The following is an 11,880-nucleotide window of genomic DNA, read 5'->3' as shown; positions in this document are numbered from 1 at the left end:
TTCCCGTGGTAATACTCACCTTCGTCAAAAGCGACGAATATATCCCAGAGGGCGGGGCGGTGTTCGTCGGCTGACGTAATCACACCGTAAAAGACCGTTCACCACTGCGTCGCAGAAGGCGAACGTCATCGCAGAAGAGTGGAAACCCTGAGCTAAATTCATTGCTATTTCGTCGTACAGAGTAGAGCGGGGTTCGTCGAGCAAGCGCTCCACCGTTGAACGTCGGCTTCAGTCAACCCAGGCCCGCGAGGATGTGGGTAACCCAATTGATCCTTGTAGAGAACTTCAACTCAGTCAGGATGTCCAGGACATGCATGCCGAAAGTTTAACCCAGGCTGATTCTTTCCAACTCCGCTGGACGAAGTTTCCCAAAACTCCGTTTTGAGGGAACGTCTCACCCCGCGTATTCTCAACCCATCAACTACGCGACTGTCGTGCCTGAGTTGTTCATCCGAATTCCCAAGCTAGAAGCTGTTTATCGTACAGAATTCGCATATATGGGAGACGAAGAACCCGGTCAATACAGTGTCTTCGGCTCGATCCTCATCCCTGCCCTGACCGCTGCGATGGAGAACGGAGATCTGGAAATGATTTTGCCAATCTGTGCATTCTTGGAGGATGTCTCGACCGCTGCCCGCCACGACGGCGTACTGGAGACGCTGTTGAAGGTCGAAGTGGCAGAGTGGCTTGGATGGGCGGCGAACGAGGAGCGACTTGCTCCGTGGCTAGGTACAGAGACAAAACGCATCTGCAACTATGTTCCCGGGCTTGCGCCCAACGACTCCAGCTACGGTCTGAAGAGAAAGCCAACACGATCACTGCTCGGATCGCTGCAGCAATCAAAAGTCTCAACCCAAGGTAAGTTGAAGATTCCCGCAAAGTCGGGTTATCGGCAAGTTCACCCCGTCGGATCGGTACGCCACCTCAACTAAACTCACCCCCACCGGCATCTTTTCTGGCTTTACCGATAAATCGAAGGATCTTTCCTTCATCGATACCGACGCCCTCCGAGTGGTAGCCTGTTTGCCATGCCACAAGCCCCCGTGGATCTCTTGAACGAAAAGCTTGCATCTGTCGCGACCGACATTGAGGCCATCGAAAAAATGATCGCCTCGGAGCCGCCACAGACCACAGACCAGCTCCTGGCGCTCCGCACCGTACAGGAGCTATACCGACGCCTGGCCGACGATCTCCGAGTCGCCATCTCCCTCTTCGAGTAGCACTAAGGTCAATTTCTGGGGACAGACCGTGCTTCAGGGAGTGCGAAATCGCTTTCGCACCGACTGAGCGCCCTAGAAGTCCTCGTTTGGGAAGTGTCTCAGAAAAGCTCTCATGGCGCTTGTTCAGGCTCGGTGACCGAGATAGAACCGGAAGCGAATAATCGGAATGCCTCCACGACTAGCTTGGGCACCTCCTCGTGATTCCGCTTCGTCACGAGTTCGTGCCCTGCGCCAGGAACTGGAAGCAGTACGGTCCTTGCCCGAATGAGCTTCAGCACCACCACCACCTCATCGATGGAGCCGAACCCATCCCGTGTGCCGTGGACGAACATCGCCGGGGTTCGGAGGCGTGGGAAGTGCTCCGTTCGTAACTCATGGGGTCGTTGTGGTGGGTGAAGCGGGTATGAGAGCAATAGGAGTCCGTCGACGAGACCGGGTTCGGTCGCGCCGAGCATCGACGCTTGCCTCCCTCCGTACGAATGACCGCCGAGGAACACTCGGCCCGAAGTTTGTCGGCGCAGGGATCCAACTGCCGCTCGAAGTCCCTGTTGATCGCGCTCAGCACTGCCGCGCGGTGGGGGCCCATGTGGTCGCATCTGGCGGAAGGGAAGATCGCAACGAAGGACTGTTAGCCCCGAGTCGCAAAACGCAACCGCCAGTGCCACGAGAAGCTGAGATCCGCAGTTCGCTCCCGCACCGTGCGTTAGGACAAGGCAGTCGCCGCCCGAACCGGTCGGCCGGTGCACGAACCCTCGAACGGGTGCTTCATTCGGTGTAGCGTCCAAGAATTCCCGGCTGTTGTTCATGGCGTCCTGGAGTGGAGAAACGATCGCAGCATCGGCTGAAACAGACTTTGGTTACAGTATCTCGTGAAAGCACGAGGTCAGTTTGCGAAAACTCCGGTTATTCCCAGATGAAAGCGAGATTGTTGCTGCGTCGTATGTACCGCGATATGCTGACGCCATCATGGCGACCAGAGATGAACTCAAACTTCTTATCGACCAATTTCCCGAAGGACGCCTTGAGCCTGTGATGCAGATGCTTAGTCATCATGTAAATCATCGAAGTCCCAAACTGGATATAGTCCGTATGCAGAGAAAAGGCCAAGAATACAAAAAGCTAGTTATGCAGCGGTTTCGTGAGACAAGAAAGCCCGGAACGATAAGCTTAGGAGGTGGGGGATGATTCTCAGGAATGTATGAGGGCACTCCTTTTGGACAGCATTCCTTCGTTTACTGGGATGACAAAGCATTAGTCCACCAGACCCTTCAATCCTTCGACGGTCAAAGTTCTCCGCCGATGACATCGATGGTTCCCATTGTTCGGGAGAACATCACATTGATTCGGTGAGGCCCTGTTGGCAGTTCGCCTGTTACTTTGCCCCGAACCGCATGCCAGATTGGACGGGGAATCTGTATCTGCAAACCCGAGATGTCTGGCCGAGCTGAAGGTCGAAGTCCGTCGCAGCGTCCGCTTCTGGACAAGTCATTCTCATAAATGGACACAACAACAATCTTTTCTCATGTAGGCATTCAACATAAAAATGCGCTTATGTAGAGATCCAACATGGCAACCTAAGTGCTCTTGATGGATGCGGTCATTTAGGAGGACCTTACTCATGAAAGCCTTTTCTATGCTGTCCAGCGGATTCGTCGTGCGGTCGAAGAGATCGTATCTTCTTCTTGTTTGCCTCGCGGCATGCTGTGCGAACGGCTTGCGGCTGAAGGCGCAGATCCTGACACGGGAAGATCTGCAAAGAGAGACAGCCGCGTATGAAGCGGCGTCGCGTAGTGCGGAGCCACCGCAGATGCCGGCAGTCGAGGCAGGGGGTATATGGTTACGTCTCGGCATTCTGTACCAGGATGCAGGCAGGTACGGTCCCTCGGAGACGGCCTATGAGCACGCTATGAGGCTGCTGACGGCTGTGCCGGTCTCTGCGCCAGGCCTCGCAGATACCATTGATCGCCTGGGAACCCTTTACATGGAGACGGGTAATCTAAAGGGTGCGGAAGCTGCGGAGTCGAAGGCGATGAAGATGCGGGAGGCGGCTGGGTTGGAGCCAGAGCTGTCGCAGAGCTGGTATCACCTTTCTGCGCTATATCTGCGGGAACATCAGGCGGAGAGATCTCGATCGTTTGCGCTGCGCGCCTTCGATGCGTTCTCGAAGGACAGGAACGCCACTCCGGAGGACAAGATCGGCGCGCAGCTGGTTCTGTCCGGCTCTCTATGCCAGTTGCATCGATACCCTGAGGCCATCTCTTACCTGCAGTCCGGGCTACAGCTTTCGAACGAATTTTATGGGGCTGAGCAGCTGCCAACCGGGCTGAATACATTTCTGCTGGGCTATGCGTACTGGAAGAGCGGTGATGCGGCATCGGCGAATAGCCTGATGCAGCGTGGATCGGAGATTCTGGGCAAGACGTTGGGATGGCATCCTACTTATCTGTCTGTGCTGACGCAGTACGCGCATTTTCTTCGAGACACACATGAGCAAAGAGCTGCCCACGAGGTGGAGCGGGAGATTAAGCAGGGGCGTGCTCATTTGAGCCGGGAGCCAAACAGCCAGACGATGCAGACGATCGATATTGCTGCGCTCTTTTGAAGGGAGCGACTACTCGGTCTTCAGTGCCTGCATGGGATCGATGGAGACGGCACGCCGTGCGGGCAACAGAGCGGCCAGCACGGCGATCGATACAAGCAGCATCGCAGAGGACAGGAAGATGGCGGGATTACCTGGTTGGATCTCAAAGAGGAAGTCGCGGACCATGCGGGCGGCGAAGAATGCGCCTAGTCCTCCGGCGAAGAGACCTATGGCGAGCAAACGCATCACCTGACGCATGACGAGGTGGAAGACTTCCATGCGAGTCGCGCCGAGTGCCATTCGGAGACCGATCTCCGTTGTTCTCCGGGTCACGTTCCATGCCACAAGACCATAGACACCGATGCCGCTTAGCAACAGACCGAGGAATGCGAAGAAGCCTGACATGGCGGATAACAGCCGCTCGCGTGAGACTGAGTCGAGAAAGGTCTGTTTGAATTCGAACGGGGCGATCTCAGGACTGGACGGGGCCATCTCGTGCAATGCAGTGAGATATGCCGATCTCGCAGCGGCATCGTTGCGGGCATGAATGACGAAGAAGAGATTGGCTCCGGCGTTAGTCATGCCGGCATTGCCGGTAGTAATTGGAAGATAGACGATGGGTGGGGTCGACTCGCGCAAGGTGTCGTACTTCGTATCCTGAACGATGCCGACGATCTGGAAGTCGTGGAAGGGATAGTTGGCGTTTTTTTGGTAACGAACGATGTTTCGCAGGGTTTTGCCAAGGGCCGAGGTGTTGGGGAAGTAGAGCCGAGCTGCGGCGTGGCTTATGACGCAGGAGTTTCGGTCGGAGTCTTTATTTTCCAGGTCGCGCCCGGCGAGGATGGGTATGCCTACCGCAGAAAAGTAGTGGGCCGCTATTACATTCCCCATGACTTCAGTTGGCTGGGCTTGCCCGGATTTGTCTGCAGCGACGAATTCGTCCATCCAACGATCTCCCATGAGGGGTGAGATTGCGGCGACACTGGCCTGCTCGATGCCTGGAAGCTCCTCCATGCGCGCAGCCATGCGGCGGTAGAGGGCGACTAAGGCATCGCCTTTTTCGGGGATGCGAAGGAAGTCGGTCAGCACGATGAGTACGTTGTCGGTTCGATAGCCGGAGTCCTCGGTGAGCAGATGGGTTATGGTGGTGCCGAATAACGCAGCGATCACCACCAGTGTGAGCGAAAGGGCCAACTGAAAGGGGACGAAAAAACTGCCCAGCCCGGCGGCACCGAGATGCATTCGCGGATGGGAGCTGCGGAGGTCCGCGTCTACGCTGGTGCGGCCTGCGGTCCAGGCGGGAGCCATCCCGAAGAGGAAGGCACAGAAGACGGCACAGGCGATGGTGACAGAGAGCACGGTGAGATTGGGCCGCATGGAGATTGCCTGCTCCGCCTCGGCGTTGCCGAGCATGTGGAGGATCCAGGGGCCACTGAGGGTGGCGAGCCAGATGCCGAGGAGCGCGCCGGGGAGAGCCAGCATGAGGCACTCGACGAAGAGCTGCCGCATGATGCGTAGCCGGCTTGCTCCCAAGGCTCCGCGAATCGCGAACTCCTGCCGGCGGGCGGAGGCGCGGGCGAGAAAGAGGCCGGAGAGATTGGCACAGCAGATGAGCAGAACGGCGGCGACCATCAGTTGCAGGAGCAACAGCGGTTCCGTGTACTGTGAACGAAGCCTGCTCCAGCCAGTGCTCGCGGGCCTGACTTCGAGACGGGCTCTCTCAATCTGAGGCATATGCCGCAGAGCAGGTGGCAGAGTCGCGTCGAGGATGGCGGGAAAGAGAGCGCTGATCTCTGCTTCGGCCTGCGCGCGGGTGACGCCTGGGTTGAGACGGGCAAATGTATCGAGCCACAGCCGGCCGCCGTCGCGCTTGGTGTCCTGGCCATAGAGGATTGCCTGAAATTCGAGCGGCAGATAGATGTCGGGATGTTCGGCGACGATGACTCCCTCGAATCCAGCGGGAGCAACACCGACGATGGTCGCACTGTGGTCGGTCACGGTGATGTGCCTTCCGAGCACGGAAGGGCTGGCTTGATAGCGTTCGATCCAGATGCGATGGCTGATGACTGCGGCCAGGCCGTCGGGTCCGCCGCCCGGCTGGTCGTCGGCGGGAGTAAGCAGACGGCCCAGCGATGGGTTTACGCCCAGAGACTGAAAGGCATTGCCGCTTAGGATTGCGCCGTGTATGCCGCTGTTGACGGCTCCGTCCCTGAAGGGAAAGTCGTAGACACACCAGGCAAAGATGCCATGAAAGGAGCGCGAATGACTCTCGATGAATTCGATGATCGGGAGGTTGAGAGGCGCGTTACTGCCATTCCTTTCGGCGCTCATACTGATGGTCAACCGCACCAACTCGCCGGGATCGCGGACGGGCAGAGTCTTCAGCAAGAGGGCATGGGTCAAGGTAAAGACGGCAGTGTTGGCTCCGATTCCGAGAGAGAGCGTAAGGATGGCAATCAGAGCGAAGCCGGGAGAGTGCCTGATCTGACGGGTTCCAAAGCGCACATCCTGAATCAGCGCATCGACGAATGGGAGCCCACGTTGCCGGCGGTAGCTTTCCCTGGTCTGGGCTACGCCGCCAAATTTGAGGAGTGCGGCGCGCCTTGCGTCCTGTGGCGACATGCCGCGATGCAGGTTCTCTTCCACGGCGAGATCGAGGTGCGTAAGCAACTCCTCGTCGAGCTCCTCGTCGAGCTTGCTCTCTCCGAAGAAGGCGACGCAGCGGCTCCACAAGGTTTGCAGCCAGCCCATAGAAGAACTCCTAACGAGGCGTGGTGAGGAAGCGGGCCATCGTGGCAGCGATCCGCTCCCAGCTTTCCGTCTCTTTTTCGATCTGCTTCCTGCCGGATCGGCTCAGGGAGTAGTACTTGGCGCGGCGGTTGTTCTCTGAGGTTCCCCATTCGGCAGTAATCCAGCGCTTCTGCTGCAGGCGAAGAAGAGCCGGATAGATGGTCCCCTGATTCAGGTTGAGAGTGTCATCGCTTACCTGCTCGATCCGACGTGCTATGCCATAGCCATGCAATGGGCCCATGGACTCCAGTGTCTTCAGCACCATCAGATCGAGGGTGCCTTGCAGAACGTCAGATTTGCTCTCGCCCATTTGCTCCCCTGTTGATTCTCAACAGATACTTTGCGCCCTTTTCCAGTTGAATGTCAACAGGAAGTCCCTCGATTGTCTCAAGAGTATAGTTCGCCTATCACGAAAACCTAGGGACTATTGAGCCTCGTGAGGGGTTCCAGATTCCCGGGTTGCGGCCGGATGACGGGCAAACCCGGAGTATCCTGTAGTGCCCGTAAAGTCCGGTTATCGGCAAGTTCGATCCCGTTATTGTCGAAAAACCCGTTTTGCGTGCACTACAAAAAGAGAATGATTACTTCCGTATTGCAGACCATCCGGGAGTTAGGTGACGAGCATGGCGTTTACCAGGACTGATCTCCGAGCTGTGGAGCTGCAAGGGCCGCCGACGAGGCTCTAATCAAGTCTGGACTACGCTTAGGGAAAGAAGCATAATGTCGTGGTCAAGAAGGCAGGCGTGATGACCCCGTTGAAAACTCGGGTTCTTCAGTTGCAGACGATCTGAACCAATTCTTCGCAGAGGATTGGAACAATTAGGGATGCTGATCACTGCCAAAGGCTCATTCGCAGACGCGACGCTGAGGGTTTTCAGGACGATAGGCAGTAAACGAAGCGGCAGCCGACTATCGTGTACCGCCGATGCACAGCGTTGTTGCGTTGATGCGGGGGTTGGATCCAGACGCAGCTCACTTCCAATCTGGCCGTTGGTCGAATTGCCGGACCGGAACATAGGGCTCGGTTCGCAACATTCGCGGCGCCAGAGAAAATTGAACATGGAGGGAAAGAGCCATGGAATATAAGGTTAAACTCATTTCGACAGCTGGGATTGCTGTGGCCATCTCGAAAGCTGAACTCTATCGCTCGCTCAACGAACCGGAAGAGGCAGAGTCGATCTGTCGCGATATCTTGACCATCGAACCGCAGCATCAGCCCGCACTGCGTTTGCTTGGTCTCTCCCTTACAGATCAATTCACCGGCCGTGAGTCTGATCGCTACCGGGAAACCGAAGAGATCTTCCGGCAACTCAGGGATTCGTACGAGCGCCTCTACTACGCTGGGATTCTGCACGAGCGACGCGCAAAAGCCCAGCTCAACGCTGGGCAACTGCCTCGCTCATTGGTGGCGCTTTTCGACCATGCTCTGCGCCATTTTGCAGAGGCTGAGAAAATCCGCCCGATAGGGAACGACGATGCCATCCTTCGCTGGAATAGCTGCGTGCGGCTGCTTCAAAATCCCGCCTACGAATGGGGAGAATTGGAACAGGAATTGGTTCCTTTTGATGTCCAGGACGCCCGGCCGAGATAGCAAATCTCCCCGTTATTGGGAGAAATGAGTTTCAGTTAGAGGATGCGGAACAGCCGCTTCAGGGGATCGAAATAACGGTCCACGACGCGCTCTTTGAGCGGGATGATCGCGTTCTCTGTAATCGTGATCGACTCGGGGCAGACCTGGCGGCAACAAGTCGTGATGTTGCAGTAACCGATGTTGTGTTTGTGCCTCAAATCGCTGACCCGGTCTTCGGTGTCAAGCGGATGCATTTCCAGTGCGGCTGAATAGACGAGCAGACGCGGACCGATAAATTCGTCGTGCTTGTGGTGTTCCCTCAGAACGTGGCACACGTCCTGGCAGAGAAAACACTCGATGCATTTGCGAAACTCCTGCACGCGCTCGACGTCGGCCTGCTGGATTCGCCATGTTCCATCGGCCGCGTCGGGTGGGCGTGGCTTGAATTGCTTGATCGTCTTCTTAGCCTGGAAATTCCACGAAACATCTGTGACCAGATCGCGTATGACCGGAAACGCGTGCATCGGTTCCACGATGACTGGCATATTCAGGTCGATGGCACTTAGCCGGGTCATACACATAAGGCTGGGCATGCCATTGATTTCGGCAGAGCACGACCCACACTTGCCGGCCTTGCAGTTCCATCTCACCGCCAGGTCGGGTGCTTGCTGCGCCTGGATGCGGTGCACCGCGTCCAGAACAACCATGCCCTCCTCCACGGGTGTTGTGTAATCCCGGAATGCGCCGCCTGCGGAGTTTCCGCGCCAGATGCGAAATGTCGCTGGTGTGGCCATCTCTGTCGTCTCCCGCTATTTCATCTCTTCAATCACCTTCTTTAGCTCATCCGGCATCGGCGTCAGTGCGCGCCTTTCGACTTGCATCTCACCGTCTGCGCTTCGCCTGATGACGATGTTGTACTTTCCCCACTCCGAATCCTTGTTCGGGAAGTCTTCGCGGAACTGCGCGCCGCGGCTTTCTTTTCGCAGCAGCGCAGCACGGGTAATTGCTTCAGACACGACCATCATGTTGCCGATATCGATCGTCGTGTGCCAGCCGTTGTTGTACTCGCGATTGCCCGCTATGCCTGTTCGCTCTGCTCGCGTGCTTAACTGCCCGATCGCGTCGAGCGCCTGTTGCATTTCACTCTCGACCCGCACGATCCCGACGAGGTCCTGCATGGTTTCCTGCAGATCGTATTGAATCTGGTATGGGTTCTCGCCGGCAGGGCCACGGTCAAAGGGAGCGAGGGCCGCTGTTGCGGCGGTCTGAAGCTCCTCCTCGTCGATCGTTACTGGGCCGTTGGCGTTGGCGAATTCTGCGGCAAAGCGCCCCGCACGCCTTCCGAATACAACGAGATCAGAAAGGGAATTTCCGCCCAGCCGATTCGCGCCATGCAATCCTGCTGCCGCCTCCCCCGCGGCGAAAAGCCCGGGCACATTGGACATCTGCGAATCGCCATCGACGCGAATTCCCCCCATCATGTAGTGAGTCGTTGGACCGACTTCCATCGGCTCTTTCGTGATGTCAAGATCGGCAAGCTGCTTGAATTGGTGATACATGCTGGGGAGCTTGCGTTTGATATGCTCCTCTGATTTCGGCATGCGCTCCTTGATCCAGGAAATATCGAGGAAGACACCGCCATGCGGCGAGCCGCGACCTGCCTTGACTTCGCGATTGATGCACCGCGCAACATGGTCCCTGGTGAGCAACTCGGGCGGACGGCGCGCATTCTTATCACCTTGCGTATACCGCCAGCCTTCTTCCTCAGAGTCCGCAGTCTGCTCCTTATACAGGTCAGGGATGTCGTCGAACATGAATCGGCGGCCTTCGCTGTTGCGCAAGACGCCGCCTTCGCCGCGGACACCTTCGGTTACGAGAATCCCGCTCACGCTGATCGGCCAGACCATGCCGGTGGGGTGAAACTGAACGAATTCCATGTCCTGGAGTTCGGCTCCGGCGCGATACGCCAACGCAAGGCCGTCGCCTGTATATTCCCAACTGTTGCTGGTCACCTTGAAGGCACGCCCGATTCCGCCGGTGGCCAGCACCACTGCCTTCGCCTCCCACAACTGGAAGCGGCCCCTCTCGCGGTCGTATCCGCAAGCTCCTGCAATGCGATTTCCGTCGAGCAGCAGGCTGAGTACCGTGCACTCCATGTGGACTTCCATCCCAGTATGGACGCCGTGGTCCTGGAGTGTGCGTATCATCTCCAGGCCGGTGCGGTCGCCGACGTGGGCCAGCCGGGGATATCGGTGTCCGCCGAAGTTTCGTTGAAGAATCTTGCCGTCCGTCGTGCGATCGAAAAGCGCGCCCCATGCCTCGAGTTCGCGGACGCATTCCGGAGCTTCTTTAGCGTGGAGTTCGGCCATGCGCCAGTTGTTCAGGTACTGACCGCCACGCATCGTATCGGCGAAATGAACCCGCCAGTTATCGCGATCGTCGACATTGGCCAGCGCTGCCGCGATGCCTCCTTCGGCCATTACAGTATGCGCTTTGCCGAGTAGTGATTTGCAGACCACGCCGACCTTCGCACCCGCGGCTCCAGCTTCGATGGCGGCGCGCAGGCCTGCTCCGCCAGCTCCAATCACGAGTACGTCGTAGGAGAACCGCTGGAATTCCGGCATCTAGAGAATTCTCCAGTCATGCCAGATGCCCATCGAACAGAGACGGATGTAAATATCGGAAAAAGCAACCCAAAGAAGGCTCGCCCATGCCCACTTCTTATGCCCCGCGTTCAGTCGGCTCACAAAGTTGTAGATCTTGTGCCGAACGGGGTGATCCGAGATCTGGTCAAATGTTCCGCCGATCAGGTGTCGGAATGCATGACACCCGAATACGTATCCGGCCAGAAGCACGACATTCACGACCAAAACGAGACTCCCAATCCCGATCCCAAATCCCTCAGGAAAAAAGAAAGACCTCAACGCGTCGTAGACCAGAAAGCCCCAGACAATGTACGAGAGCCTCAGAAAGTAGCGATGAAAATTCTGCATAATGAGCGGAAAGGTTCTTTCCCCCAAATAACTTTTCCGGGGCTCACTCACCGCACATGCCGGAGGATCGGCCCAAAACGATTTGTAATACGCGCCGCGGTAGTAGTAGCAGGTCACACGGAACAAGCCTGGAATCCAGAGAATGAACAGCGCCGGAGAAAAGGGCAGAAAGTTCGGATACCATCTCGGTTTCGGGCCAAACAAGGCGTGTGGGGAGCTGCCGAAAAGCTCGGGCGAATAAAACGGCGAGATATACGGACCATAGGTGTAATGGCTGTTCTGGAATGCCGCCCAGTTGGCATAGACGAGAAACGCGCCAAAACCCAAGAGGATTGCCGTCGGAGAAAGCCACCAGGCGTCGCGCCGCGACGTTTGGCCAAACTTACCGTCTTTCCAGACTATGTCGGGAGCTGACACAAGTCCCTCCACGGCGGAGGGGCATTCGCAGACTGCGCCCTTCCCGCCTCGATGGCATCGGATTGTATAGCAAGAACTCTACAGTCAACCACCTGCCATGTGAGTCAGGCTGATTCCGGACCGACAGTCATGCGGAAGTGATCCCCGGTTCGGCCCTCGTGCTACCTAATTCCTCCCGGTTGACGGGCAAACCGGAAGTATCCTGTATGCCCGTAAAGTCGGCTTTTCGGCAACTACGCCTCATCGTGTCGCCAATCATTCAAAACTGCGGGTGATGGGCTTCATTTGGTCACCACAGAGTCACCGAAA

General features: G+C 57.0%; 10 protein-coding genes. 4 read left to right on the top strand and 6 right to left on the bottom strand.

The window, feature by feature from the left end:
- Nucleotides 1–497: 497 nt before the first annotated feature.
- Together HDF12_RS18760 and HDF12_RS18755 are read left to right on the top strand one after the other, a co-directional pair.
- Nucleotides 498–932 (top strand): hypothetical protein, encoded by a 435-nt coding sequence (locus HDF12_RS18760; RefSeq protein WP_179585863.1) that lies wholly within the window; start codon nt 498–500, stop codon nt 930–932.
- Between the two features lie 96 nt (nt 933–1,028).
- Nucleotides 1,029–1,220, top strand: a complete 192-nt coding sequence (locus tag HDF12_RS18755) for a hypothetical protein (RefSeq protein ID WP_179585861.1) — start codon at nt 1,029–1,031, stop codon at nt 1,218–1,220.
- Nucleotides 1,221–1,330: 110 nt separating this feature from the next.
- On the opposite strand, the gene HDF12_RS22695 is transcribed toward HDF12_RS18755, so the two are convergent.
- A complete protein-coding gene (locus HDF12_RS22695; RefSeq protein WP_179585859.1) occupies nt 1,331–2,026 on the bottom strand; it encodes an alpha/beta hydrolase family protein in 696 nt (231 codons plus the stop codon).
- 812 nt (nt 2,027–2,838) lie between these two features.
- Here HDF12_RS22695 and HDF12_RS18745 point away from each other — a divergent pair.
- Nucleotides 2,839–3,822 carry a tetratricopeptide repeat protein gene (locus HDF12_RS18745; protein ID WP_179585857.1) on the top strand — a complete coding sequence of 328 codons (984 nt, stop codon included), beginning with the start codon at nt 2,839–2,841 and terminating at the stop codon, nt 3,820–3,822.
- 9 nt (nt 3,823–3,831) lie between these two features.
- Here the strand turns inward: HDF12_RS18745 and HDF12_RS18740 are convergent, their stop codons facing one another.
- Nucleotides 3,832–6,552 carry an ABC transporter permease gene (locus HDF12_RS18740; RefSeq protein ID WP_179585855.1) on the bottom strand — a complete coding sequence of 907 codons (2,721 nt, stop codon included), beginning with the start codon at nt 6,550–6,552 and terminating at the stop codon, nt 3,832–3,834.
- 10 nt (nt 6,553–6,562) lie between these two features.
- Nucleotides 6,563–6,901 (bottom strand): PadR family transcriptional regulator, encoded by a 339-nt coding sequence (locus tag HDF12_RS18735; protein WP_179585853.1) that lies wholly within the window; start codon nt 6,899–6,901, stop codon nt 6,563–6,565.
- Nucleotides 6,902–7,666: 765 nt separating this feature from the next.
- Here HDF12_RS18735 and HDF12_RS18730 point away from each other — a divergent pair.
- A complete protein-coding gene (locus HDF12_RS18730; RefSeq protein WP_179585851.1) occupies nt 7,667–8,182 on the top strand; it encodes a hypothetical protein in 516 nt (171 codons plus the stop codon).
- 35 nt (nt 8,183–8,217) lie between these two features.
- On the opposite strand, the gene HDF12_RS18725 is transcribed toward HDF12_RS18730, so the two are convergent.
- The 3 genes from HDF12_RS18725 to HDF12_RS18715 are packed head-to-tail and all read right to left on the bottom strand — an operon-like array spanning nt 8,218 to nt 11,571.
- Nucleotides 8,218–8,955: a succinate dehydrogenase/fumarate reductase iron-sulfur subunit gene (locus HDF12_RS18725; RefSeq protein WP_179585849.1), complete on the bottom strand. Its 738-nt coding sequence runs from the start codon at nt 8,953–8,955 to the stop codon at nt 8,218–8,220.
- 15 nt (nt 8,956–8,970) lie between these two features.
- Nucleotides 8,971–10,785: a fumarate reductase/succinate dehydrogenase flavoprotein subunit gene (locus HDF12_RS18720; RefSeq protein ID WP_179585847.1), complete on the bottom strand. Its 1,815-nt coding sequence runs from the start codon at nt 10,783–10,785 to the stop codon at nt 8,971–8,973.
- Nucleotides 10,786–11,571, bottom strand: coding sequence for a succinate dehydrogenase (locus HDF12_RS18715; protein ID WP_179585845.1), 786 nt, complete (start codon nt 11,569–11,571; stop codon nt 10,786–10,788).
- Nucleotides 11,572–11,880: the final 309 nt, after the last annotated feature.

Source organism: Tunturiibacter gelidiferens (genome assembly GCF_013410115.1).
Lineage (GTDB): Bacteria > Acidobacteriota > Terriglobia > Terriglobales > Acidobacteriaceae > Edaphobacter > Edaphobacter gelidiferens.
This window is presented reverse-complemented; position numbering and strand designations above follow the sequence as displayed.

Bases quoted from the DNA above. Each gene is read 5' to 3' on its own strand.
- HDF12_RS18760 (WP_179585863.1), top strand. From the start codon at position 498: ATGGGAGACGAAGAACCCGGTCAATACAGTGTCTTCGGCTCGATCCTC.
- HDF12_RS18755 (WP_179585861.1), top strand. From the start codon at position 1,029: ATGCCACAAGCCCCCGTGGATCTCTTGAACGAAAAGCTTGCATCTGTC.
- HDF12_RS22695 (WP_179585859.1), bottom strand. From the start codon at position 2,026: ATGAACAACAGCCGGGAATTCTTGGACGCTACACCGAATGAAGCACCC.
- HDF12_RS18745 (WP_179585857.1), top strand. From the start codon at position 2,839: ATGAAAGCCTTTTCTATGCTGTCCAGCGGATTCGTCGTGCGGTCGAAG.
- HDF12_RS18740 (WP_179585855.1), bottom strand. From the start codon at position 6,552: ATGGGCTGGCTGCAAACCTTGTGGAGCCGCTGCGTCGCCTTCTTCGGA.
- HDF12_RS18735 (WP_179585853.1), bottom strand. From the start codon at position 6,901: ATGGGCGAGAGCAAATCTGACGTTCTGCAAGGCACCCTCGATCTGATG.
- HDF12_RS18730 (WP_179585851.1), top strand. From the start codon at position 7,667: ATGGAATATAAGGTTAAACTCATTTCGACAGCTGGGATTGCTGTGGCC.
- HDF12_RS18725 (WP_179585849.1), bottom strand. From the start codon at position 8,955: ATGGCCACACCAGCGACATTTCGCATCTGGCGCGGAAACTCCGCAGGC.
- HDF12_RS18720 (WP_179585847.1), bottom strand. From the start codon at position 10,785: ATGCCGGAATTCCAGCGGTTCTCCTACGACGTACTCGTGATTGGAGCT.